A 25,351-nucleotide genomic window follows, 5' to 3' on the forward strand; every position below is an offset into this window, starting at 1 on the left:
ATGTCATCGCTCCAATCTTTTCATTCCCCACGGGTCAAAAGTGTCAACCCGTTACAAATCTAAAGGAAAGTCTCATGAAAAATCTATTGCTTTGCACATGCGCCCTGATCGCTCTTGCGGGGCAGGCTATGGCCGATATCACCGTGACCGACGTGAAGGGGCGAACCGTCACTATTCCAAAGACACCTGAACGGGTCGTTCTCGGCTTCTATTACGAAGACTATCTTGCAATCGTCGGTCCTAACGCCATCGACAAGGTGGTCGCCCTGTCGCTGTCGACCTGGAAGGATTGGAGGCCGAGCCAGTTTGCGGCCTATGAAAAGGCACTTCCGAAGCTCTCTTCCATTCCGGATGTTGGAAACACGGAAGACAACACCTTCTCGATTGAAAGGGTGATCGCGGCGAAGCCTGATCTCGTCATCCTTGCAGCTTGGTCTTATGACGCGCTCGGCGAAAGCGTCAAACAGTTCGATGACGCGGGAATCCCGGTTGTAACCCTCGACTACAATGCGCAGTCCGTGGAGAAGCACGTTGCCTCGACGCTGGCACTCGGCACGCTGATGGGCACACAAGACACGGCGCAGGAGCTAGCGGACAACTACCAAGATGCCATGGCCGATATCGCGGCCCGGGTCGAGGCTGCAGGTCCTTCAAACAAGAAGGTCTATGTGGAACTCGCCCAAAAGGGACCCTCGGAGGTTGGAAACTCCTACGGTGACACCATGTGGGGAGCGCTGGTCGACAGGCTTGGTGGCGCCAACATCGCCAAGGGGCAGGTTGGCAATTGGGGCCCACTGAGCCCGGAATATGTTATCGCGCAGAAGCCGGATCTGATCTTTCTGGCCGGTTCGGAGTGGTTGAACAAGCCACAGTCGGTGTCAGTCGGATTTGGTGCCTCCAACGAACTCGCCCGCGAACGGATGAAAGCCTATCTGGGACGCCCCGGCTGGTCAGAGCTTCCCGCGGTGAAGAATGGTCACGTTCATGCCATCTATCATGGTGGCGCGCGCACCTTGTCCGACTATGTCTTTGCGCAATACATTGCCAAGCAGTTGCACCCCGACGCCTTCAAGGATGTCAATCCGGAGCAGAACCTCAAGGACTACTACAAGGCCTGGCTGCCTATCGAAGCTGATGGCACCTTCGTATTGCCGTATCAGGCCGTAGGCCAATGACCATTGCTCTCAGCAAGGTTGACTTCGTGCGCGGCGACTATCGCCGCGCCTCCCGGTATCGTCAGTTGGGCCTGGCCCTGTCCGTCTTGGCTTTGACAGGTCTGATGCTGCTGGATCTAACGACGGGTCCATCCGGGATGCCTCTCAACGATGTGCTGAAGGGCCTCATTGCGGGGCCAGCCGGTGAGGATAGGATGACGGCAACCATTCTATGGCAGCTGAGAATGCCGCAGACGGTGATGGGGCTCGTGGTTGGAGCGTGTCTGGGGCTTGCTGGCCTTCAGATGCAGACAATCCTCGACAATCCGTTGGCTAGCCCGTTCACGCTCGGCTTTTCGGCCGCAGCAGGGTTTGGTGCCGCGCTTGCCATCATGTTCGGCGGGGCTCTCGCCATCCCGGACTATTTCGTCGTTCCAATCTCAGCCTTTGCCATGACGCTTGTGGCCTGCGGCTTGGTTTACCTCATTGCTACCTTGCGCGGCGCATCGCCTGAAATCCTTGTGCTGGGCGGGATTGCCGTTTCCTTTTTTTTCAATCGATCCAGTCGCTGTTGCAGTTTCTCTCCTCGGCTGAGGTGCTGCAGCAGATCGTCTTTTGGCTCTTTGGCAGTCTGTTGAAGGCGACATGGACGAGCGTATCGGTCAGTGGTGCAATCCTGCTGTTCTGCCTGCCGTTTGTCGCCCGCAACTGCTGGGCACTGACCGTGCTGAAACTTGGCGACGGCAATGCTCGCAGTCTTGGCCTATCTGTCGAAAAAGTGAGGCGGGAAACTTTTCTCCTCGTGGCGCTGCTCACAGCAGCGGCTGTTTCCTTTGTTGGCACCATCGGATTCGTCGGTCTGATTGCGCCGCATGTCTGCCGACTCATCGCCGGTGAAGATCATCGTTTTGCCCTGCCATTGTCTGCAGTTATCGGTGCAGTGATCCTCGTGGGTGCATCCGTGTTTGGAAAATTCATTTCACCGGCCGCGGTCATCCCGGTCGGTATCGTCACTGCGATCGCAGGCATTCCTATGCTGTTTGCCGTGATCCTGTCTCGCGGCGCTGAGGGAGGTGTCAAGTGAGTGAAGGTCTTATCTTTGATCGGGTCGGTGTCCAGTTCGGAAGCCGCATCGTCTTGAGCGATGTTGAAGCCCAGTTTGCTCCCGGTCAGATCATCGGTCTTGTTGGACCCAATGGCTGTGGCAAATCCAGCCTGCTCGGTGCGGTCGCGGGACTATTGTCTCATCGCGGCGAGATTACTTTCAACGGCCGTGGTGTCGATGCTCAAAATCTTGGTTACATGCCGCAACACAGCCAGATCCGCGCCAGCCTTTCGGTGCTTGAGGTTGTGTTGCTCGGGCGACATGAGTAGCTCGGATGGAGAGTGAGCGCCGATGTGCTGGAGGCGGCTTATGGTATTCTCGGCTCCTTTGGTATCGAGGATCTGGCATCGCGTCCTATCCACGCGCTTTCGGGTGGACAGCAGCAACTGGTGCTACTGGCGCAACGACTGCTGCGTGCGCCGAGATTGCTGTTGCTAGACGAAGCGACGAGTGCGCTTGATCTGGCGCATCAATTGCGGGTCTTCGAAATACTCAGAGCCTATGTCGAGCGCACGGGTGCTCTGGTGATGATTGCAATTCATGATCTCAACCTGGCTGCCCGTCACGCCGATGGCATCATGTTGCTGCGCAATGGCGGACTGGCTGGCTCAGGCCGATTTGATGACGTGGTAACGCCCCAAGTGCTTCGTTCAGTCTACGGTGTCGAAGCGGAGGTGCTAACCTCCTGCAGGACCGGCTCGGTCATCGTCCCGCTGGCGCGGGTGCGCGAAGGGTCAGTGGCTCCAATTCGGCTTAGTCCTTGAGGCTCGAGGCGCGCCGACTTGCCTCGAGCGCCGCAACGACGGCACCTGCCAGAACCAGTGGCAGGGCAAGGAGAAAGGGATGTGTCAGTGGCTCACCAAACAGGATGAGATCGGCCAGAATCGGCCACAGGATTGCCAGATACTCGAAAGGGGCAAGACGCGAGGCTTCAGTATAGCGAAAGGCTAGCGTCATGCAGATATGTGCAAAGCCCCCGAAAATGCCGGCACCTACCAGGTAGAGAAATTGAGATAGGCTCGGCGCCGCCCAGCCGAATGGCAGCGTCGCGATGCCGCCGATCATGGAGGCCACGACAAAATAGAATGCGATGGCGCCTGGACTTTCTGTCCGACTTAGGCTGCGAACCATGATCAAAGCGAATGCGGTGAGCAGACCCATTAGCAGACCAAAGCCGAAACCGATCAGGCGGGTTTCGTCCGCCGTTGATTGACCAAGTTCGGGCCATACAAGTGCCACCACGCCAAGAGTTCCCAGTATCACCCCTGCTGCCCGCCAGGCCGTGGCCCGTTCTGAAAGGATGACTACGCCCGCAATCGCTGTGAAAATCGGAGAGAGGTACCCAAGCAAGGTTGCCTCCGCGAGTGGCAGGCGGGCAATCGAGGCGAAGGATGCAAACATGGCCGCTGCGCCGAGTGCCGATCGCAGCAGGTGATCGAGCGGCCGCCTTGTCGCTAGCCCGCCAGGAAACTCACCTCTCATCCAGAGGAAAACGACGAGCGGAATGAGCGCAAACGCTGACCGAAAGAACACGATCTGTCCTACCGGGACATCGGCAGACACCGCTTTGACAAATATAGCCATAGCCGCAAACAGCGCACCTGAGAGAATGCGCAGAATGATGCCGATGGCAGGGCGGTCTAACTGCTCCTGGTTCACGCTGCTCTCATCCTTCATGTGCCACCGCCACTGACTGTCTAAACCTTAGATGAGACCCGGCTCTGGTCGTCGCCAAAGCGTGCAATGTCACTGTTCGCCGGGGAAGTCGAGAGGTTGAGCGGCGGTCCGGCAGTAGCAGTCTGCCGCGGTCTCGTTGCGCACTTGACCGACGTTTGTCAGTCGCATGCAATCATTCGCGAATTGCCTGGATGCTTGATCTAGCGCAAGGATCCTGCGCCCGGAAGACGCCAATGCTCCTGCAACGATTTGCGGGAAATCTGGAATGAAACTCTTCCGTCTGGTCATGCTGCTCTGCGCCTCCCTATGCCTGGCTTACTCAGCCAGCGCGGCATCGGTGCTGCAACAGTATCTGCCTGCGGCCAAGGTCTCTGATCTCGTGCCGGACGCAGACGGTTTCGGTCCCATCCGCGCGGACCTGGCGGCCGCGCCCGTGTTGAAGGGCGGCGAGACTGTGGGCTGGGTGTTTGCCACCTCTGATTTCGTCGGCACCACGGGCTATTCAGGCAAGCCGATCCACACACTGGTGGCAGTAGGTCTGGACGCGAAGATCATCGGTGTGCAGCTAGTCAAGCACTCCGAGCCGATCGTCCTGATCGGGATACCGGAAGCCAAGGTTAAGGCGCTGGTCTCAGGCTATACCGGGCTTGACCTTGTTGCTGAAGCGAAATCCGGTGGTACCGCACATGAGGTGGATATCATCTCCGGAGCCACTGTCACCGTCATGGTTATCGACGACTCAATTGTCCGCTCCGGCTTAAAGGTGGCGCGGGCGCTTGGGCTTGGCGGACTGACCCCCGAAAGCGAACAGGCGGGCACGCGTTTTACGCTGGATGCGCAGGCCATCGCGCCGGCCGATTGGATGGAAGCAGAAGGGGACGGCACAATCCGGCGACTGTCGCTCGATGTCGCTCAAGTCAATGCGGCCTTTGCCGAACATGCCGATGCGCGTGCCCGCGAGCGTGCGCTGACCGAGCCGCCGGAAACGACCTTCATCGACATGCATGCGGCGCTGGTCTCGGTGCCGGCCATTGGCAAGGCCCTGCTGGGGCCGGCCGAGGAGGCCAATCTGACGGCTTGGCTGAAGGACGGCGAAAGCGCCATCGCCATCGTCGGCAGGGGGCTCTATTCGTTCAAGGGTTCCGGCTATGTGCGCGGCGGCATTTTCGACCGCATCGTGCTGATCCAGGACGACGTGTCGGTACGTTTCCGCGACCGCGATCATCGCCGACTTGGGGACATCGCGCTCTCCGGCGCGCCCGATTTCACCGAGATGGACCTTTTTCGCATACCCGCCAATGTCGGCTTCGATCCGGCCAAGCCGTTCCGCATCCAGCTTCTGGCGCATCGCGAGGTCGGGCCGATCGAGAAGGTGTTCCATACCTTCGACCTCGGCTACCAACTGCCGCAGAAATACCTGAAGCCCGTCGCCGCTCCTCCCGTCGAGGTCGCCGCCGTCGCCGATCGCGACGAGGGTTCCGCCCAGGCGGATCTATGGAAGCGCATCTGGCGCGAAAAGACGCTGGAGATCGCGGTTCTTGGCACCATGCTGTTCGTGCTGACGGCGGCATTCTTCTTCCAGACCTATGTGGTCCGAAACGCCCGGAACTTCTACATCTTCCGCATCGTCTTCCTCACAGTGACCCTGGTTTTCCTCGGCTGGTATGCCAATGCCCAGCTCTCCGTGGTCAACCTGATGGCCTTGTTCGGCAGCCTGGTCACCGGCTTTTCCTGGCAGGCCTTCCTGCTCGACCCGCTGACCTTCATCCTCTGGTTCTCGGTGGCTGCGGCGCTGTTGTTCTGGGGGCGGGGCGCCTATTGCGGCTGGCTCTGCCCATTCGGGGCGCTGCAGGAACTGACCAACCAGATCGCCCGCAAGTTGCATATCCCGCAGTGGACCCTGCCTTGGGGGCTGCATGAGCGCCTCTGGCCGCTCAAGTACATGATCTTCCTCGGCCTATTCGGGGTCTCCCTGATGAGCGTCGAGCAGGCCGAGCATCTGGCCGAGATCGAGCCGTTCAAGACGGCGATCATCCTCAAGTTCATCCGCGCCTGGCCGTTCGTCGCCTATGCCGTCGCCCTTCTTGTCGCCGGGCTGTTCGTCGAGCGCTTCTATTGCCGCTATCTCTGCCCGCTTGGTGCGGCACTCGCGATCCCGGCCCGCATGCGCATGTTCGACTGGCTGAAGCGCTATCATGAGTGCGGAAACCCCTGCCAGACCTGCTCGAACCAATGCCCGGTGCAGGCCATCCACAAGACCGGCGAGATCAATCCGAACGAGTGCATCAACTGCCTGCACTGTCAGGTGCTCTACCAGTCCGAAACCGTCTGTCCGGTCGTGATCAAGAAGATGAAGTCGCGGGCCAAGCTTGCGGCAAGCCCGGGCGGAGCGCCGATCCACCAATCCGCAGCCAAAGTCTAACCGAAGAAGGACATCGACGATGGAAACCAAAGAAAAGAAGGGCCTGAGCCGGCGAGAGCTGTTTAGCGCCACGGCCGGCACTGCTGTACTGGCCGGAAGCATGGGGCCCGGCGCGCTTGGCCTCGGCGCCGCCGTCATAGCGACGCCGGCGCTCGCTGCCGCCGAAGGCGACGGCTCCGTAGCACCAGGCAAGCTTGATGATTATTACGGTTTCTGGTCCTCGGGCCAGACCGGTGAAATGCGCATTCTCGGTATCCCGTCGATGCGTGAACTGATGCGCGTGCCCGTGTTCAACCGTTGCTCGGCTACCGGCTGGGGCCAGACCAATGAATCGATCCGCATCCATCAGCGGACGATGTCCGAGAAGACCAAGAAGCAGCTCGCCGCCAACGGCAAGAAGATCCATGACAATGGCGACCTGCACCACGTCCACATGTCCTTCACCGAAGGAAAATATGACGGCCGCTTCCTGTTCATGAACGACAAGGCCAATACCCGTGTTGCCCGCGTTCGTTGCGATGTCATGAAGACCGATGCCATCCTGGAAATCCCGAATGCCAAGGGCATCCATGGCATGCGTCCGCAGAAGTGGCCCAAGACCAATTACGTCTTCTGCAACGGCGAGGACGAAGCGCCGCTTGTCAATGACGGCTCGACGATGACGGATGTGTCGACCTATGTGAACATCTTCACTGCCGTCGATGCCGAGAAGTGGGATGTCGCCTGGCAGGTCAAGGTGTCGGGCAATCTCGACAATTGCGATGCCGACTACGAAGGCAAATGGGCCTTCTCGACCAGCTACAATTCCGAAATGGGCATGAACCTGGAGGAGATGACCAAGTCCGAGATGGACCACGTTGTTGTCTTTAACCTGGCCGAAATCGAAAAGGCGATCGCCGCTGGTCAGTATGAGGAAGTCAACGGCGTTAAAGTTGTCGACGGCCGCAAGGAAGCCAAGTCGCTCTTCACGCGATACATCCCGATCGCCAACAATCCACATGGCTGCAACATGGCGCCGGACAAGAAGCACCTGTGCATCGCCGGCAAGCTTTCGCCCACCGTCACTGTGCTTGACGTGACCAAGTTCGACGCGCTGTTCTATGACAACGCCGAGCCGCGTAGCGCCGTCGTCGCCGAACCGGAACTGGGCCTTGGGCCCTTGCACACCGCCTTCGATGGTCGCGGTAATGCCTACACTTCACTATTCCTCGACAGCCAGGTGGCCAAGTGGAACATCGAGGACGCCATCAAGGCCTATGCCGGCGAGAAGATCGACCCGATCAAGGACAAGATCGACGTCCAGTACCAGCCGGGTCACTTGAAGACGGTCATGGGTGAAACGCTCGACGCTTCAAATGACTGGATGGTTTGCCTGTGCAAGTTCTCCAAGGACCGTTTCCTGAACGTCGGGCCGCTTAAGCCGGAAAACGATCAGCTGATCGATATCTCTGGCGACAAGATGAAGCTTGTACATGACGGCCCGACATTCGCAGAGCCGCATGATGCGATCGCGGTCGCGCCCTCGATCCTGCCGAACATTCGCTCCACCTGGGACCGTAACGATCCGATGTGGGCGGACACCCGAAAGCAGGCCGAGGCCGATGGCGTCAACATCGACGAGTGGACAGATGCCGTCATCCGCGATGGCAACAAGGTGCGCGTCTATATGACCTCCGTGGCTCCAGCGTTCAGCCAGGAAAGCTTCACGGTCAAGGAAGGTGACGAGGTCACGGTCATCGTCACCAATCTCGACGATATCGATGATCTGACGCATGGCTTCACCATGGGCAATCACGGTGTCGCCATCGAGATTGGGCCGCAGCAGACGAGCTCAGTCACCTTCGTTGCCGCCAATGCCGGCGTCTACTGGTATTACTGCCAATGGTTCTGCCATGCCCTGCACATGGAAATGCGCGGGCGCATGTTCGTCGAACCGAAGGAGGCCTGATCCATGCGGCTGGCCGTTGTCCTTCTCATCCTTGCTCTCCACTCGCCGCTTTCGGCTGCGGAGCGCATGGTTGCGCCGGGCACCGGCAGTCTTGCTACAGCCATCGCCGAGGCATCACCTGGCGATGTCCTGACACTGAGCGACGGGGCCTATCTCGGCCCCGTCGTCGTCGACCGCCCCTTGGTCATCACTGGCCCGCGCAGCGCGATTATCGATGGCCAGGGCTCAGGCAGCGTTTTGACGATTACCGCACCCGATGTCCGACTTACAGGTTTTACGGTGACCGGTTCCGGCCGGGTCAACCAGGAGCTCGATTCTGGGGTCAAGATCGAAAAAGGAGCCGACCGCGCCCGTGTCGAACAGCTGCTCGTCACCGGCAATATGCACGGTATCGACGTGCATGGCGGTCGGGATGTCGTGGTTGCTGACAATGAGATCATCGGGACCGACAGCCCGCGTATGAACGAGCGCGGTAATGGTATCTATGTCTGGAACAGCCCCGGCACCTTGTTGGAGAACAACAGTATTCGCTTTGGTCGTGACGGCATCTTTTCCAACGCCAGCTCCAACAGCGTCTATCGCGGCAATGTCATGCGCGACCTGCGTTTTGCCGTGCATTTTATGTACACCCGCAACACCGAGATTTCCGGCAATGTCTCGATCGGCAATCATCTTGGATTTGCCATCATGTTCTCGAACCAGGCCAGGATCCTGAACAATTTGAGCCTGGGCGATCGTGAACACGGATTGATGCTGAATTATGCCAACAATGCCGATGTCACTGGCAATCTGGTGCGTGGCGGCACAAAAAAATGTCTGTTCATCTACAACGCCCACAAAAACCTGATCTGGGACAACCGCTTTGATGGCTGCGGCATTGGCATCCACTTCACGGCCGGTTCGGAAAAGAATGTGCTGACCGGCAATGCCTTCATCGCCAACCGCGAGCAGGTGAAATATGTGGGCACCCGAAACATGGAATGGAGCCATGAGGGCAGGGGCAATTTCTGGTCAGACCATCCGGCCTTCGATCTCAATGGTGACGGCATCGCCGACAGCTTCTATCGCCCCAATGACGTGATGGACCAGATCCTTTGGTCGCAGCCTGCTGCGAGCCTGCTGATAGGCTCACCGGCGGTCCAGCTTGTGCGCTGGAGCCAGCGCGATTTTCCAGCCACCTTCCCCGGCGGTGTGCGCGACAGTGCCCCATTGATGCGCCCGCTGACGATCGCCGTGCCCGACGACGTTCTCCGCTTCGAAGCCGAGGCCGCCGGCCGCTGGGCAACAGGAAACTATGATGACACCGACCCTGACAATCTCTCAGCTCACTAAGCGCTTCCAGTCCGTAGAGGCACTGAAACAGGTCTCGCTGACCTTGGCGCCTGGAAAGCGTGCTGCGCTGCTCGGCCACAACGGCGCTGGGAAGTCGACAATGATGAAGATCATTCTTGGCCTTATTCCCTTCGACAGTGGCGAAGTCTTAGTCTGCGGTGAAGCGCCGGGTTCGGCTGCCGCGCGCATGCAGGTGGCCTATCTGCCGGAAAACGTCGCCTTTCATCCGGCACTGACCGGCGAAGAGCAGATCCGCCACTATCTTTCACTACGTGGAGAGAATCCCCGCCTCGCGACCGAGCTTCTGGCCCGCGTCGGTCTTGCGCATGCGGCGCGACGGCGGATCGGCACCTATTCCAAGGGCATGCGCCAGCGCGTGGGACTCGCCCAGTCCCTGATCGGCCGCCCGCGTCTTCTGGTGCTCGATGAGCCGACCTCGGGCCTTGATCCGGTCTCGCGGCGGGATTTCTACGACCTGCTCGATGGCCTCTCGGCCGATGGCACGGCGATCCTGCTCTCCTCGCATGTCTTGACCGAGGTCGAGGCGCGCACCGACAGCATTCTCATCCTGTCGGGAGGGCAATTGGTGGCGGAAGGTACGCTTGCCGATTTGCGTGCACAGGCTGCCCTGCCGATCACGCTCCTCGTTCGTCCGGCGGAAGGGCGTGCCATTTCGCTCGCTGCGGTATTTCCGGAAGCCACTATCGGCTCTGACGGCATGCTGCGCTTCTCCTGCCCGCAGGCGGACAAGCTGCCGCTTCTCGCCAGCATCACCGCGCTCGGCCCGGAAGTTGCGGACCTTGATGTGATCCCACCCAGCCTGGAGGACATTTATAGCCATTTCAGCCGGAGGGACGGGCAATGAGCTGTATCCTCGCCACCGCGGCAAGCGAGTTCCGCATCGCGTTTCGCAATCGTTGGGTGCTGATCGCGACCGGCATGATGGTGCTTTTCGCGCTCGTACTGGCGGCTGCGGGGTCAGCGCCCACGGGTGATGTCGACGTTGACCGGCTCTCGGTGACGGTCGCCTCGCTGACTTCGCTTGCCGTCTACCTTGTTCCGCTTCTGGCGCTGCTAATGAGCTTCGATGCGGTGGCTGGCGAGGTGGAGCGCGGTACTTTGCCACTGCTGCTCACCTATCCGGTCTCGCGCCTTCAGATCCTGCTTGGCAAACTTTTGGCGCACCTGGCGATCCTCGCGCTCGCGGTAACGCTCGGCTATGGCGCAGCGCTGGTGATGGCGGTCTGGTCCGATCCGGGTGCGATTCAGGGCATCGGCTCCATGGTCCGACTGATCTGGTCTTCGGTTTTGCTGGGCGCGACCTTCCTTGGCGCGGGGTATGCGCTGTCTGCCCTAGCACAGCGCCCCTCTGGGGCAGCGGGTCTTGCGGTCGCACTCTGGCTGGTCGCCGTTGTGCTTTATGATCTCGCGCTTTTGGCTCTGATTGTCACCGATGGCGGTGGCGTCTTTACCACGCGGGCTTTGCCAGTTGCTCTGCTTGCCAATCCGGCGGATGCCTTTCGCGTCTTCAACCTGTCGGCTGGGCAGGCGGTCGCGGTTGCAGGCGGTATAGGCGGCGCTGCAGGGGCTATCCCACTCTGGCAATCCGCAGCTTCACTATTTGTCTGGCCACTGCTGGCTATCACACTGGCGCTTGCCGCTTTCAGAAAGGTGACGCCATGAGTTTGCGCATGCGATCTTTGCTACGTTCCATCATTATCCTTGGCTCGCTCTCGCTGCTGGTGGCCTGTCAGGAAAAAACTGCTCAGGATACGACACCGCAGGATATGACCGTCGAGACTCTAGGTCATTACTGCCAGATGAATCTGCTGGAGCATCCCGGCCCAAAGGGCCAGGTGTTTCTTGAGGGCATGCCTGCCCCCTTATTCTTCAGCCAGGTGCGTGATGCCATCGCCTATATGCGGGGGCCAGAGCAGATGGCGCCAATCGTTGCCGTCTACGTCAACGATATGGGAGCCACAGGCGCGACCTGGGATAATCCAGGTGACGGCAACTGGATCGCCGTCGAGAAGGCCGTCTATGTGATCGGTTCGGTCCGGCAAGGCGGCATGGGAGCGCCGGAGGCCGTGCCGTTTTCGAGCCGCGAGAAGGCCTTGCTGTTTGCTCGTGCCGAAGGCGGCAAAGTACTCTCCTTTGACGAGATTACCGACGACATGGTGCTGACCCCGGTCGACATCGAACCCAATTCGAACTCGGGGGACGGTGATGCCGAACTCCAGAACCGCTTGCGTGCCCTGCCCAACAATGCTGGAGGCTGAGCTATGCTGACAACACGTCGCCGACTAATTGCGATTTCCGCCGCGCTTGCGCTTTTGCCGACCGCCGCACGTGCAAGACAGCACAATTCGAAACGTTGGACCGGACAAGCGCTTGGCGCCCGCGCATCGCTCCGGATCGACCATCCAGACGGGGAAGCGATTGCCGCTCGCGTCATGGCCGAAATCGATCGGCTGGAGGACATTCTCAGCCTTTATCGTGCAGATAGTGCGCTAGCTCGCCTGAACAGGCAGGGCCAGCTCGACAATCCGCCCTTCGAACTTCTTGAATGCCTGTCGCTTGCCAGCGCCGTGAACCGTGCCAGCGGCAGAAGGTTTGATCCGACTGTGCAGCCGCTTTGGGCAGTCTGGGCCGAAGCGGCGGCTCGAGGCACGCAACCGGACGCGCGAGCGATCGCTGCGGCGAAAGAGTTTGTTGGCTGGGAGAAGGTCGAGATGGTTTCAGCGAGGATCAGGCTTCGGCCGGGAATGGCACTAACCTTAAACGGTATTGGCCAAGGCTACGTCGCCGACCGTGTGGCTTCGTTGCTGGAAGCCGAAGGGCTGTCGGACATACTGATCGACACTGGCGAATTGCGCGCCCTTGGCGGCAGGCCGATTGGTGACGACTGGCCGGTTCGTCTAGAAGGCGGTGAGTTTGTCGGCTTACGACAACGCGCTCTCGCCACATCTTCTCCTCTTGGTACAACATTCGATGGTGCCGGACGGCAGAGCCACATTCTCGATCCCGTCAGCGGAACACCGGCACCGGCGATTTGGCGCGCTGTGTCGATTTCAGCACCCAACGCGGCAGTTGCAGATGCGCTGTCAACGACTGCTTGCCTTCTCAACGACGTAAGTCAAATTGAGCTTCTTGTACAAGGCTTCCCAGGTTCTCGATTGGAATTGGCAGTATGAGCGTCTAGAGTTCCATAATTATGCTTATGCAATTTTTGATAAAATATTGAATTTATTTATATAATATCGCATCTCTATCATCCGGGTCTTGTGGTAATTTGCCTCTGTCGCCACCGGTCTCGAGCTATTGATGATCCGCTTTCTCACACGATGGCTCGCACATCGCCGGGCAATACGGCGGCGATGGCAGGCTGATGCAAGGCTTCTCGCAATTTCGGATCCAGCCGGTAGCTACTACGAAGCACAGCGCCGTGCGTTTCATAGCCGGCCCACTGGTGAACTCGACGAGTTCTGGCACTGGTCGAAAGTCGCCAGCGAGATAGCCCGGATAGAGCCACGCCCTGAGATGGACTTTTCTGTTGTCGAAGCCTTGTCCGATCAGGAGAAAGCACGTCGTCGCTGACTGGCGGGCTGGTCAGACAGGTTCTCGGCAACAAATGCTGAGCTGGCTTCCGTGACCGATCTGTGCCGAATACCTCAATTCCCGCCGAAGCAAACCAATCCCGCTCTTTATGGATGGCGTCCTGGACCATGTCCGGATCTCCGTCGATCAACCCGTTCAGGGTCGGCTAGCAAGCTGCCGCCGCTCCGCCTTCGTCTTCGCGGTGATCGCGACCGTCCCCGGTCCTTTGAGGAGCCATCGAGCGGGATCGGCCCGCTCCGGACGGAGGTTTCTCACATGGCACAGGATCTTGCACTCGCTCAAAGCCACGCATTTTCGCTTTCCCGCATCCTCATGGTTCCAGTGACACTGTTCAAATCCGGCGGCGAATTCGGCGTCCTTCCGTCCGACGAACTCGATGACGAAGACGATCTTGAGATCGTACACGAATATTTCCCGCGCGGGTCTCATTGAGACCCGCTTGTTCCTGCCGCTGGCGATCTGTCGGCCGCAAGGGAAGCTTTGCCGCAGCACGTCGCTGCAACTTTTGTCAGTTGCCTGCTGCGCCCTTGCCCCCTTCGCTCTTCGCGGCGGGTGGAAGGTGACCCGCAAGTTGCGGGAAGAAGAAGGGACGGCCGCTAGGCGGCTGAAAAAATATGAAACGAGAAGAATTGGAGGCGCTGCGCGCCAAGGTGAGTTGCGAGGCCGTACTGGAGCAGGCCGGTTACGAAATCGATCTGAAGGAAAGCACCCGCCGCGCCGTAAAATACCGGCGCGGCGGCAACATCGTCATTGTCACGCATGACGGGCGCGGCTGGTTCGATCCCCTCAGTGACGAAAAGGGCGATGTCTTCGGCCTTGCCATGTTCCTGGAGGGAATTCCATTCCCGTCCGCAGCGGGGGCGGTTGCGTCAATTGTCGGGTATCAACTTTCCCGGCCGGAATGGAGGTCTTCGCGGTCTTCCGTGCCGCTGGAAGATATTGCCGACCGCTGGCGCAGCCGGCGCAAGCCTTCGCCCGGATCCGGTGCCTGGCGCTATCTGTGCTGGGGGCGCTGGATCCCGACGGCCATCGCCCAGCAGGCTATTCAAGAGGGTGTCCTGCGGGAAGGACCCTTCGGCAGTCTGTGGGCAGCCCATGTCGATGGCCAGGGTCGCGTCGTCGGCTGGGAGGAGCGCGGTCCCGACTGGCGTGGCTTTGCCAGCGGGGGGTCGAAGGTTCTCTTCCGCTTTGGACCAGGCGATGCGTCCCGACTCTGTGTCACAGAAGCTGCGATCGACGCGATGAGTCTCGCGGCGCTCGAAGGTCCGCGGGAGCAAACTCTTTATCTCAGCACTGGCGGTGGGTGGTCTCCGGCGACAGATGCGGCGCTTGCAGAACTTGCTGCGCGGCCGGGACTAACACTGGTCGCGGCGACGGATGCCAATTCCCAAGGGGAGGTCTACGCAGAACGATTGCGGGCGCTCGCTGAAGCGTCCGGCTGCGACTGGCAGCGGCTATGTCCGCCGGCGGAGGATTGGAACGAGGTTCTGAAAGCCAGGGAGAAGGAGAAACGAGAAAGGAACATGGAGAAAAAGGTGGGGCCTGCCGCATGCGCGCCGGCCGCATCAAGGGAGGCTCCGCCCGGCATGCGCCGGCCCTTGACCCGGCCGGACACGGACGCAGCAACGCGGGAGGGGTCATGAAGGACTGAAGAGATTGGCGATGTCGAAACGACTTGTGCTGCCTTCGGTCCAAAACCCCGAAAGGATCAAGCTGATGACCTCGATAGCCCTTCCCCGCAAAATTTTTCAAGGTGTGGCCAAGCGCACCGACTTATTCCGGATGTTCGACAGGCACGCGAGGCGTCCCGACCGCTTTGGTGGTGACCAGTCTGCGGTCTATGCGGGCGAATGGTTCGAGATCGACGAGACCTCCTATTCCTACATGCCCGACATTCTGCCGCCGCTGTGGATGCGCGGGCCGATCTTTGCGATGCGGGAGTTCATAACCGGTTCGGTGACATCGGTGTTTTATGCGATCCGGATTGATGAAGCGGTCCGCTACTTTCATACCTATTGCGATCTCGCGGACCCGAACTCTGTGGAGGCGATGCGGGTCGCGATCGTCGACCGCGAAACCCGACCGGTCCGGGCCATGAGCCGCGAAGAACGGCTGGAGCACATCTGGAGCACGACCACCGACGACTATCGTGGCTATGCTGATGAGGGTTGGCCGACGGCGATGCAGGGTCGTCGGACGGTGATGCTCTCTGGCGGCAAGGAAGGCACCGTCTTGAAGCTGCTCGAAACACTGAGCGACGAGGAGATCGCCGCCAAGCTGCCGGTGCATCTGCGCCACCTGCCCACGGTCCTGGCGGCCTAAGCCAGAACCAGTCCCTACAATTCGAGCGCTGCAACTCGTCGGACTCTCGACCGGTCGATTTCGCACGCCCGCTTTCCAAAGGAGCGTTTCATGAGCAATGACCCCTTTACCTTCGACATGTTCGGCGGCTCTGCCCTGTCCTCCGGGCTCGGGCTTGGTGTGACCGCGTTTGGAGGTTTCTCTCCCGATCCCGCCAATGACGACGACCCGGATCCCACTCCGCCCGCATCGGCCCCTGCCCTCCCCGTCACTGCTGCACCTGCTCGGCGAGCAGGGTCTCGGGCAAACTTCTATCTTGATGGTGACCGCGCGTTGGGTGCCACCTGGAAGGATCGCGCCCGCGCCAATGTCGCAGCGATCCTCGTCGCCGACGGCGTTACCAAGCGGGGCCGGCCCGCGACGGCAAAGGAACAGGCGCAGTTGATCCGCTTCACCGGCTTTGGCGCCAGCGAACTGGCCAATAGTATGTTCCGTCGGCCGGGCGAGGTCGATTTCCGAAAGGGTTGGGACGATATTGGTTCTTCGCTCGAGACCGCGGTTTGCGAGAGCGACTACGCGTCGCTTGCCCGCTGCACCCAATATGCACATTTCACGCCGGAGTTCATCATCCGGGCGGTCTGGGCCGGGATAGAAAAGCTCGGCTGGCGCGGTGGTCGGGTGCTGGAGCCGGGAATCGGCACGGGGTTGTTCCCTGCCCTGATGCCGGAGCCGTATCGCGACGTCGCCTATGTGACCGGGATTGAACTCGATCCGGTCACGGCCCGCATCGCCCGCCTGCTTCAGCCGAAGGCGCGGATCCTCAATGGCGACTTTGCCCGTACCGATCTGGCTCCGATCTACGATCTCGCCATCGGCAATCCACCTTTCTCCGATCGCATTGTCCGCTCGGACCGCGCTTACCGGTCGCTTGGCCTTCGCCTGCACGACTATTTCATCGCCCGGTCGATTGACCTGCTGAAGCCCGGCGCGGTCGCCGCCTTCGTCACCTCGCATGGCACCATGGACAAGGCCGATACCACAGCACGGGAGCATATCGCCAAATCCGCAGAGCTGATCGCAGCAATCCGCCTGCCCGAGGGCAGCTTCCGTCGCGACGCCGGCACGGATGTCGTCGTCGACATCCTCTTCTTCCGCAAGAGGAAGCCCGGAGAGCCGGAGGGAAATCAGCTGTGGCTCGATCTCGATGAGGTCAGGGCGGCCACCAACGACGAAGGCGCCATCCGCGTGAACCGCTGGTTTGCCCGGCACCCCGATTTCGTGCTCGGCACCCATGCGCTGACCTCGGGGCCGTTCGGCGAGACCTACACGTGCCGGCCCCGTGATGGCGAAGATCTCGAAGCCGTGCTTTCCGCTGCCATCGAGCTTCTGCCGGCCGATCTCTATGACGGAGAGCCGACACCTATCGATATTGATCTCGAGGAAGAACTCGGCGAGATCGTCGATCTACAGCCTAAGGGCGGGACTGTTCGCGAGGGCAGTTTTTTCCTTGACCGGTCGAAGGGCCTGATGCAGATGCTCGACGGATCGGCCGTGCCAGTCACCGTCCGCAAGGGTCGCACCGGTGAGGGGGTCCCGGAAAAGCATGTCCGGATCATCTCGAAACTGATCCCGATCCGAGACGCGGTCCGTGAGGTGTTGAAAGCTCAGGAAACCGACCGGCCTTGGCGCGACGGCCAAGTGCGTCTGCGGATCGCCTGGTCGAGCTTTGTGCGCGACTTCGGTCCGATCAACCATACCACCGTCTCGATTCAGGAGGATTCGGAAACCGGTGAGGTCAAGGAAACCCATCGCCAGCCGAACTTGGCGCCATTCCGCGACGACCCCGATTGCTGGCTGGTGGCGTCCATCGAAGATTATGATCTGGAAACAGATACGGCAAAGCCCGGTCCGATTTTTTCTGAACGCGTGATATCGCCGCCCGCGGCGCCGACAATCACATCTCCCGCAGATGCGCTAGCCGTCGTTTTAAACGAACGCGGCCACGTCGATATCGACCATATCGCCGAGCTGCTGCACAGCGATCCGGCGGCGGTGATCGACGAACTGAGTGAGGCCATCTTCCGTGATCCGGCCGATGGATCGTGGAAGACGGCAGACGGATATCTCTCAGGGGCCGTCCGAACGAAGCTCACCGCCGCGCAGGCGGCGGCCGAGCTCGATCCGGCTTATCAGCGCAATGTCCGCGCCTTGGTTGATGTCCAGCCTGCAGACCTTCGTCCCTCCGACATCACGGCTCGTCTCGGTGCGCCGTGGATCCCGGCTGCTGACGTCGTGGCGTTCGTGAAGGAGAAAATGGAAGCCGATATCCGCATCCATCATATGCCGGAGCTCGGCTCCTGGACAGTGGAGGCCCGCGAGCTCGGCTATAGCGCTGCCGGCACGTCCGAATGGGGAACCAGTCGCCGCCATGCAGGCGATCTACTCGCCGATGCGCTGAACAGCCGGGTGCCTCAAATCTTCGACGTCTTCAGGGACGCCGACGGCGAGCGGCGTGTGCTCAACGTCGTCGATACCGAGGCCGCGCGCGACAAGCTGCAGAGGATCAAGCAGGCTTTTCAGGACTGGGTCTGGACCGATCCGGATCGCACCGATCGACTGGCCCGCGATTACAACGATCGCTTCAACAACATCGCGCCGCGCAAATTCGACGGGTCCCATCTCAAACTTCCAGGCGCTTGCTGCGCGCTTGTTCTTTATGGGCACCAGAAACGTGGCATCTGGCGGATCATCGCCGATGGCTCGACTTATCTTGCCCACGCCGTCGGCGCCGGCAAGACGATGACGATGGCGGCTGCGATCATGGAGCAGCGCCGGCTTGGACTGATCGCCAAAGCCATGCTGGTCGTGCCAGGCCATTGCCTGGCGCAGGCCGCCCGCGAGTTTTTGGCGCTCTATCCGAATGCGCGGATCCTGGTCGCCGACGAGACGAACTTCACCAAGGACAAGCGTGCTCGCTTCCTGTCACGGGCTGCGACCGCCACCTGGGACGCGATCATCATTACGCATTCTGCCTTTCGCTTTATCGCGGTCCCATCAGCCTTCGAACAGCAGATGATCCACGACGAATTGCAGCTCTACGAGGACCTTCTGACCAAAGTCGACAGCGAGGACCGCGTCTCGCGCAAGCGGCTCGAGCGGCTGAAGGAAGGGTTGCAGGAGCGACTCGAAGGCTTGGTGACGCGCAAGGACGACCTTATGACCATCTCCGAGATCGGCTTAGACCAGATCGTCGTCGACGAGGCGCAGGAATTCCGCAAGCTCTCCTTCGCCACCAATATGTCGACGCTGAAGGGCATCGATCCGAACGGATCGCAACGCGCCTGGGATCTCTATGTGAAGTCCCGCTACATCGAAACTAGGAACCCCGGCCGGGCGCTGGTGCTTGCCTCCGGCACGCCGATCACCAACACGCTCGGCGAAATGTTCTCGATCCAGCGCCTGCTCGGCCATGCCGCGCTTGCGGAACGCGGGCTGCACGAATTCGATGCCTGGGCATCCTGCTTCGGCGATACGACCACCGAACTCGAGATCCAGCCATCGGGAAAATACAAGCCGGTCAGCCGCTTCGCGTCCTTCGTCAACGTGCCGGAGCTGATCGCCATGTTCCGCTCGTTTGCCGATGTGGTGATGCCGGATGACCTGCGGAAATACGTGAAGGTGCCCAACATCTCGACCGGCCGGCGGCAGATCATGACTGCCAAGCCGACGGCACTGTTCAAGACCTATCAGCAGACCCTCGGCAGCAGGATCAAGGCGATCGAGGAGCGCGAGGGTCCCGCCAAGCCCGGCGACGACATCCTGCTGTCCGTCATTACTGATGGGCGTCATGCGGCGATCGACCTGCGCTTCGTCATGCCGGCGGCCGACAACGAGGAGAATAACAAGCTCAATCTGCTCGTCCGCAATGCCTACGGGATCTGGAAGGATACCAGCGAGGCGATCTATCGACGCGCCGACGGCAAGGAGTTTGATCTGCCAGGCGCCGCCCAGATGATCTTCTCGGATCTCGGCACGATTAATGTGGAAAAGACCCGTGGCTTCTCGGCCTATCGCTTTATCCGCGACGAACTGGTCCGGCTCGGCGTGCCGGCATCACAGATCGCCTTCATGCAGGACTACAAGAAGACCGAAGCCAAGCAACGGTTGTTCGGCGATGTCCGCGCCGGCAAGGTCCGTTTCCTGATCGGTTCTTCCGAGACCATGGGCACGGGGGTCAACGCCCAGCTTCGCCTGAAGGCTCTCCACCATCTCGACGTGCCATGGCTGCCGTCGCAGATCGAGCAGCGTGAGGGCCGGATCGTGCGTCAGGGCAACCAGCATGAGGAGGTCGATATCTTCGCCTATGCCACCGAGGGCTCGCTCGACGCCTCCATGTGGCAGAACAACGAGCGTAAAGCCCGCTTTATCGCCGCCGCGCTCTCCGGCGACACCTCAATCCGGCGGCTGGAGGACGTCGGTGAAGGCGCGGCAAACCAGTTTGCGATGGCCAAGGCCATTGCGTCAGGCGACGAACGGCTGATGCAGAAGGCGGGGTTGGAGGCCGATATTGCCAGGCTTGAACGATTGAGGGCCGCCCACGAGGACGACCAATATGCTGTCCGTCGGCAGATGCGGGATGCAGAGCGTGAGATGGAGGTCTCAACCCGGCGTATCGCCGAGATCGGCCAGGATATCGAGCGTCTCAGGCCGACGAATGGCGATGCCTTCACCATGACGGTGCTCGGTCAGGATCATACCGAGCGCAAGGAGGCCGGCCGCGCTTTGATGAAGGAGATCCTGACGCTTCTGCAGCTCCAGCAGGAGGGCGAGGTGCATCTGGCGACGATCGGTGGCTTCGATCTGGTTTATGAGGGCGAGCGCTTTGGCAAAGGGGATGGCTATCGCTTCGAGACCCTGCTCCAGCGCACCGGCGCCGACTATGAGATCGATTTGGCAATTACGGTCACGCCGCTTGGCGCTATTTCTCGTCTGGAGCATGCACTGGATGGCTTTGACGACGAGCAGCGTCAGTATCGGCGGCGGCTGGAGGAAGCCGAACGCCGTCTGGCCTCTTACCGGTCGCGTGACGGCGGTGTTTTCGCGTTTGCCAATGATCTGAAGGAAAAGCGACTAAAGCTTAGGGCAATCGAGGCCCGGCTGGCGGAGGATCTGGACGACGAGACCAACGCAGCCGCCGCATAGCTGCATTGCACAATAAATGTTTTCCGTCTGGTCAAAATTCGGGCATAGTGCCTTCAGCTGATGCACATGACGGTCACCTCCCAGTTCCGTCGCAGCAGCTGTTCCCCTCTGGAGGTTTCAGATCTCCACACTTCATGGGCCGCAGTTTTCTGCAGGCCCATTTTTTTATTCTTCGGTCACCTCGTACGATGATTCCGAAGGGTTTATGCGGGAGAGGCTATTGCGCGAGCCCCGCCGCTCGGCAGCTCGTAGAGCGGTCATTTCAAGGTATCGTAAGCGCATGGCCTTCATGTCGATTTCTCCCCCGATCCATTCCTCCAGTAAGGCAAGGAAGGCAGGATCCGTGTCGATCGGCGTCCCACGCGCTTGCGCGCGATCAATGGCGCGTTGCGCGATCGCTCTCCGGGCCTCGGGATCTGTGCTCATGTCGTTTCACCTGGCATTCTGATAGGCTTAGAGATCTATCAGGCGGTAAGTCGAATCACGACTTGAAAGTGCCTTTCGTCAACAAGATCTGAGCATCACTCCCCGATAAGCCGATGTCCTGCTCGCTGCAATCGCGGCGGCGTTTGATCTTGTCCCGGGATACAAAGAAGAAGGCGCTCCCCTCACGGGGTGAGCGCCTTTTTTGTGTCGGAGGCGGCGCTGAGGAGGTGCTGCATCTTGACCGCAACCGCTAAGCGGATGAGATCTGTGGTAGAACACATCGCAGGGACACATGCCATTTTTTCTGGTGACGCAGACATCGCTGGTCGAAGCTCGAGACGAGCAGGAGGCCGCTCAAACGGGCGTCGACCGCCTTCGCTCCGGCGGACAGGTCACCGTTTCGGTGAAATCGGATGAGACGACAATTACGCATGTCGTTGTCGCCGCCGTCGTCGAGGAGCCCTTTCCGCCTTCACGTTCCGAGGCCGCCGGTCCACCGCCTGCTGCTGTTCGTGGCGCCGAAGCCGCCCCTGCTGAACCGGTAAGCAGAAAGCCGAGCCTGAAGCGCATGCTCGCCGATGGTCTGGCCCTGCTCAGGCGCCGAACCTAGTCCCTTCGTCGAGGTATGGCCGCCGCTAGCAGTCTCATCTTCGAGCGTTAGCTCGAACTGGAAGGTGGGATTGAGGAAGAAAAGCAGGAAGTTGAACCTGTCGCCGATCGGTCATTCTGCCGTCGCTATCGCTCAATCGCCGCCTGCGCTATCCCGGCCACTCGTCCTTCGCTGGGCTTTAAGCCCAGCTTGTCCAGCGTAGCAGGGATGCTCGGCCGCAGTTGCAGCAGTCCGGCCGCTCGGCGGTCCGGGAGGTGTCTTCCAGAAGAATGAAGACAGGAAGGGCTGGCAAGGCGCCGGTCCGGAACCCTCCAGACAAGGACAAATCCCATGCAGATCATGAAGGTTGACCCGCGCGCGCTCAAGGAAAATCCTGACCGGATGCGCCAGACGAAGTCGTCGCCGCAGGCTGATGCGCTGATGCTCGCCACAATTAAGGCCGTCGGTATCGTCCAGCCGCCTGTCGTTGCGCCCGAAGCCGATGGTGGTAACGGCTATATCATCGACGCTGGCCATCGCCGCGTCCGGCTCGCCATTGCCGCGGGCCTCGAAGAAATCGAGATCCTCGTTGCCGATGCTGCCAACGACAATGGAGCCATGCGCTCGATGGTCGAAAACTCAGTTCGCGAGGCTCTCAACCCCGTCGACCAATGGCGCGGTATCGAACGGCTCGTGGCACTCGGCTGGACGGAGGAGGCGATCGCCATCGCACTCGCCCTTCCTGTCCGCCAGATTCGCAAGCTCAGGCTCCTCGCCAATGTCCTGCCGGCAATGCTTGAACAGATGGCGCTGGGCGATATGCCGAATGAGCAACAGCTGCGCATCATCGCGGCCGCCGGCCAGGTCGACCAGAAGGAGGTCTGGAAAGCCCATAAGCCGAAGAAGGGTGACACCGCGCCCTGGTGGCAGATCGCAAACGCGCTGACCAAGAAGCGGATGTATGCCAAAGATGCGAGTTTCGGCGATGATCTCGCTCAGGCCTACGGCATCGAATGGGTCGAGGACCTGTTCGCGCCGGCCGACCAGGATGGCCGCTATACCACCAATGTAGAGGGATTTCTCGGTGCCCAGCATGAGTGGATGACCGGCAATCTGCCGAAGCGCGGCGCGATCGTCGAGGTCAACAGCTGGGGCCAGCCGGAACTGCCGAAGAAGGCTGCCCAAGTCTACGGCAAGCCGTCCAAGTCCGACCACGCGGCGCTCTATCTCGATCGTGACGGCAAGGTGCAGACGGTCCACTACCGCATGCCAGAGGCGGCGAAGCAGAAGGGAGGCGGTGGCGACGGCTTTACCCGCGGCACTGATGATAGCGACGCGATCGCAGCGCCGAAGGCTCGGCCAGATGTCACGCAGAAGGGCCACGACATGATCGGCGATTTCCGCACGGACGCGCTGCATGACGCGCTCGGTCGCGCGCCGATCGAGGATGACATGTTGATGGCACTGATGGTCCTGGCCTTCGCTGGCCAGAATGTTCGCATCGACTCCGGTGCTGACGGGACCTTCTACGGCGGCAAGCGCCTCTCGCGTCATGCCGTCGGACTGTTTGGCGAGCATGGCAAGCTCGCCTTCGATCAGGATACGCTTCGAGTTGCCGTTCGCTCGGTGCTGGTCGATGTACTTTCATGCCGCAGGGGCATGTCCAATAGCGGCATGGTGGCGCGCATTGCCGGTGATGCGATCGGAGCCGATAAATACCTGCCGAACATGGGATCGGAAGATTTCCTCTTGTGCCTGTCGCGCCAGGCGCTGGAAGCGTCTTGCGCCGAGGCATCGATTCAGCCACGGCAGAAGGTGCGCGAAACCCGCGCAGCGCTCGTGGAGCATTTTGCCACCGAGCACTTCGTCCATCCGTCCGGCCGCTTCGCACCGCCGGCCGACGAGTTGCTCGCGTGGATCCGGGCAAGCTCCACTACGGATGTCATCGGTGCGGGCGAGGGTGACGGCGGCCAAGCTGACGACCCTGCTGATGAACAGGAGGGTCAGGTCGAAGGAGATGCAGATCACGATGCTCTGCAGGACACAGACGTCGCAACCGATGACGACGACGATCAGGACTTCAATCAGAGGGCAGCAGCATGACCGCCGCCCTAACCTTGAACATCGTCGCACCCACCCCCGATTTTTCGGGGGTGGAGTTTGCCACCAGTGCCGATGGCATGCCCGTCGCTCGCATTGATGACTTGGTCCTTGCCATGGTCACATCACACAGCGGCTTCGCGTTCCTTGCGAGTGCCGTCGCCGTTCGTCGGCCGCTGGCAGAGCTGACGCGCGCCGACTTCTTCGGTCATGATGGCCGGGTGGCCAATGAGGCCGAGTTTCGAATGCGCGTCGCCGAGACGGCCGGTCATAAACACGATCTGGCCAAGCTCAACCGCGTGCAGACCCGCATGTCGGCGAGCACGCCCTGGGGCGGTTCACAGATGGCGGTCGTCTACGCCGAAGGCGTTGTCGCCCACAGTACGGCCGGCCACGGCGGCTTTCACCTCTCTTCCGATCGCAATGCTAAAGTCCATCCGCTGCTGCGGAAGGACACGCTCTGGTACGAGGAAGACTGCGAATGGGCGATCGTGGCGATCAGTTTTCCGGACCTGTTCACCGACTGCGAGCGGTCAATGGCAGAAAAGACCATCCGCAATACCTGGCCCGACGTCTGGGAGAAGATCCACGGTTGCTCGCTCGCCGAGGGTGAGAGCTGGGCGAAGGATCGCCGGGCGTTCGATCAACGTCATGCGTCAGACTATGTCGTCACCTCGGCAATCTTCTCCGATAAGAACCCCGGAATGACTGAGGTCGTGGCGGTCGTCGCCGGTGATAGAGGGGCGGGTGACCGAAAGGCCTGGGATAATGAACGTCGCTTCCTTGTGCCGAGCGACGAATATGCCAGGCGCGGTAGGTTCGGATTTGTGATCGATCCCGACCGTCATGCCGAATATCATGGGCCATCCTCATTTCTCGGCTGGCGAAGCCGGGGGATCGGGTCATGATTGATGTCCTCGCATCGAGATCGCTGGCGACGGCAGTCAGTGCCCGGCGTGAGACCCTGCGGCATCTGGATTGTCTGACCCGCCAGATTGCGGCGCGGGCCGGACGTAAGGCGATCACGGTGAAGACCAGGAGCCGGGCGCGCCGGCGATCCGGTCGCCGTCTCTATCATCAGGAGCTTGTCGAGCGCCTGGCCTTCGAGCGGTGGAGCGAACTCGACACGCTCACATGCAGGCTGGTGGTGCAAGAGCAGATCATCGACGCGCTCGAGCTTCACGGTCACGCGCCTGTTTTGCCTCTCGCGGGATAGGTGGATCTGACGCGGAGTAGCGGGGCGGCTTGGTCACCATCATACGGTCTTGGCGTCTATTTCGGTGGCGGGCTTGGCCATGCCGTCCCTCTCGGGCTTGCATTTGATATCGGACCCGAGCCGGACTGCCCTTCTTTGTTGCTGCGGTCTGAACCGGCGGCCGATCGTTTCAAGGCCGCTGTCGCGCCGCGTGGCGGCCGATCCAGCCTCTCTGCGCGAGGGCAGGCTCGCGGTCTGCTCAGGTCAAGACCTGCTGGCTCG

Annotated in this window: 19 protein-coding genes and 2 pseudogenes; 18 read left to right on the plus strand and 3 right to left on the minus strand. The window is 60.6% G+C overall.

Features of this window, described 5'->3' with window-relative positions; genetic code table 11:
• The 3 genes and pseudogenes from FAA86_RS21030 to FAA86_RS25020 form a co-directional block, all read left to right on the plus strand.
• The coding region (locus FAA86_RS21030; protein ID WP_205910050.1) for an ABC transporter substrate-binding protein at positions 1-1,175 on the plus strand (1,175 nt) is incomplete at its 5' end.
• Between the two features lie 137 nt (positions 1,176-1,312).
• Positions 1,313-2,238, plus strand: a pseudogene (locus FAA86_RS25015) (FecCD family ABC transporter permease).
• Positions 2,235-3,023: pseudogene (locus FAA86_RS25020) on the plus strand (ABC transporter ATP-binding protein). The pseudogenes FAA86_RS25015 and FAA86_RS25020 overlap by 4 nt, the downstream one beginning before the upstream one ends.
• Here the strand turns inward: FAA86_RS25020 and FAA86_RS21045 are convergent.
• Positions 3,013-3,936 carry a DMT family transporter gene (locus FAA86_RS21045; protein ID WP_136542966.1) on the minus strand — a complete coding sequence of 308 codons (924 nt, stop codon included), beginning with the start codon at positions 3,934-3,936 and terminating at the stop codon, positions 3,013-3,015. The pseudogene FAA86_RS25020 and the gene FAA86_RS21045 overlap by 11 nt on opposite strands.
• A 265-nt stretch (positions 3,937-4,201) precedes the next feature.
• Between FAA86_RS21045 and FAA86_RS21050 the strand changes: the two genes are divergently transcribed.
• From FAA86_RS21050 to FAA86_RS21080, 7 genes are read left to right on the plus strand one after another with little or no spacing between them, the layout of a single operon-like run.
• Positions 4,202-6,358, plus strand: a complete 2,157-nt coding sequence (locus tag FAA86_RS21050) for a NosR/NirI family protein (RefSeq protein WP_136542967.1) — start codon at positions 4,202-4,204, stop codon at positions 6,356-6,358.
• A gap of 19 nt (positions 6,359-6,377) precedes the next feature.
• Complete coding sequence (nosZ, locus tag FAA86_RS21055) at positions 6,378-8,306, plus strand: TAT-dependent nitrous-oxide reductase (RefSeq protein WP_136542968.1); 1,929 nt, start codon at positions 6,378-6,380, stop codon at positions 8,304-8,306.
• 3 nt (positions 8,307-8,309) lie between these two features.
• Entirely contained in the window at positions 8,310-9,638 is a 1,329-nt protein-coding gene (locus FAA86_RS21060) for a nitrous oxide reductase family maturation protein NosD (protein WP_097143045.1), read from the plus strand.
• The gene (locus tag FAA86_RS21065; protein ID WP_136542969.1) at positions 9,604-10,503 is read left to right on the plus strand and encodes an ABC transporter ATP-binding protein; all 900 of its coding nucleotides are present in this window, start codon (positions 9,604-9,606) and stop codon (positions 10,501-10,503) included. Before FAA86_RS21060 ends, FAA86_RS21065 begins: the two co-directional genes overlap by 35 nt.
• The gene (locus FAA86_RS21070) at positions 10,500-11,321 is read left to right on the plus strand and encodes an ABC transporter permease (RefSeq protein WP_054149282.1); all 822 of its coding nucleotides are present in this window, start codon (positions 10,500-10,502) and stop codon (positions 11,319-11,321) included. Before FAA86_RS21065 ends, FAA86_RS21070 begins: the two co-directional genes overlap by 4 nt.
• Complete coding sequence (locus FAA86_RS21075) at positions 11,318-11,917, plus strand: nitrous oxide reductase accessory protein NosL (RefSeq protein ID WP_205910055.1); 600 nt, start codon at positions 11,318-11,320, stop codon at positions 11,915-11,917. The genes FAA86_RS21070 and FAA86_RS21075 overlap by 4 nt, the downstream gene beginning before the upstream one ends.
• Before the next feature lie 3 nt (positions 11,918-11,920).
• Entirely contained in the window at positions 11,921-12,832 is a 912-nt protein-coding gene (locus FAA86_RS21080) for an FAD:protein FMN transferase (protein ID WP_136542970.1), read from the plus strand.
• Between the two features lie 143 nt (positions 12,833-12,975).
• On the opposite strand, the gene FAA86_RS24695 is transcribed toward FAA86_RS21080, so the two are convergent.
• Positions 12,976-13,365 carry a hypothetical protein gene (locus FAA86_RS24695; protein WP_153763728.1) on the minus strand — a complete coding sequence of 130 codons (390 nt, stop codon included), beginning with the start codon at positions 13,363-13,365 and terminating at the stop codon, positions 12,976-12,978.
• Positions 13,366-13,511: 146 nt separating this feature from the next.
• Between FAA86_RS24695 and FAA86_RS24700 the strand changes: the two genes are divergently transcribed.
• The 4 genes from FAA86_RS24700 (at position 13,512) to FAA86_RS21105 (ending at position 20,759) form a co-directional block, all read left to right on the plus strand.
• Positions 13,512-13,688, plus strand: a complete 177-nt coding sequence (locus FAA86_RS24700) for a hypothetical protein (protein WP_167495054.1) — start codon at positions 13,512-13,514, stop codon at positions 13,686-13,688.
• 197 nt (positions 13,689-13,885) lie between these two features.
• Positions 13,886-14,899, plus strand: coding sequence for a DUF3991 and toprim domain-containing protein (locus FAA86_RS21095; protein ID WP_246035155.1), 1,014 nt, complete (start codon positions 13,886-13,888; stop codon positions 14,897-14,899).
• Between the two features lie 73 nt (positions 14,900-14,972).
• Complete coding sequence (locus tag FAA86_RS21100; protein WP_136543009.1) at positions 14,973-15,578, plus strand: DUF1419 domain-containing protein; 606 nt, start codon at positions 14,973-14,975, stop codon at positions 15,576-15,578.
• Positions 15,579-15,668: 90 nt separating this feature from the next.
• A complete protein-coding gene (locus FAA86_RS21105; RefSeq protein WP_136542973.1) occupies positions 15,669-20,759 on the plus strand; it encodes a DEAD/DEAH box helicase family protein in 5,091 nt (1,696 codons plus the stop codon).
• Positions 20,760-20,924: 165 nt separating this feature from the next.
• On the opposite strand, the gene FAA86_RS21110 is transcribed toward FAA86_RS21105, so the two are convergent.
• Complete coding sequence (locus FAA86_RS21110; RefSeq protein WP_136542974.1) at positions 20,925-21,185, minus strand: hypothetical protein; 261 nt, start codon at positions 21,183-21,185, stop codon at positions 20,925-20,927.
• A gap of 292 nt (positions 21,186-21,477) precedes the next feature.
• Here FAA86_RS21110 and FAA86_RS21115 point away from each other — a divergent pair, with 292 nt between their 5' ends.
• The 4 genes from FAA86_RS21115 to FAA86_RS21130 all read left to right on the plus strand — a co-directional run bounded on the left by FAA86_RS21115 (position 21,478) and on the right by FAA86_RS21130 (position 25,090).
• Positions 21,478-21,795 carry a hypothetical protein gene (locus FAA86_RS21115; RefSeq protein WP_136542975.1) on the plus strand — a complete coding sequence of 106 codons (318 nt, stop codon included), beginning with the start codon at positions 21,478-21,480 and terminating at the stop codon, positions 21,793-21,795.
• A 330-nt stretch (positions 21,796-22,125) separates the two neighbouring features.
• Complete coding sequence (locus FAA86_RS21120; RefSeq protein ID WP_136542976.1) at positions 22,126-23,877, plus strand: ParB N-terminal domain-containing protein; 1,752 nt, start codon at positions 22,126-22,128, stop codon at positions 23,875-23,877.
• A complete protein-coding gene (locus FAA86_RS21125; protein ID WP_136542977.1) occupies positions 23,874-24,782 on the plus strand; it encodes a DUF7007 domain-containing protein in 909 nt (302 codons plus the stop codon). The genes FAA86_RS21120 and FAA86_RS21125 overlap by 4 nt, the downstream gene beginning before the upstream one ends.
• Complete coding sequence (locus FAA86_RS21130; protein ID WP_136542978.1) at positions 24,779-25,090, plus strand: hypothetical protein; 312 nt, start codon at positions 24,779-24,781, stop codon at positions 25,088-25,090. Before FAA86_RS21125 ends, FAA86_RS21130 begins: the two co-directional genes overlap by 4 nt.
• Positions 25,091-25,351 lie beyond the last annotated feature (261 nt).

Source organism: Rhizobium rosettiformans W3 (genome assembly GCF_004912135.1).
GTDB classification, from domain to species: domain Bacteria; phylum Pseudomonadota; class Alphaproteobacteria; order Rhizobiales; family Rhizobiaceae; genus Allorhizobium; species Allorhizobium rosettiformans.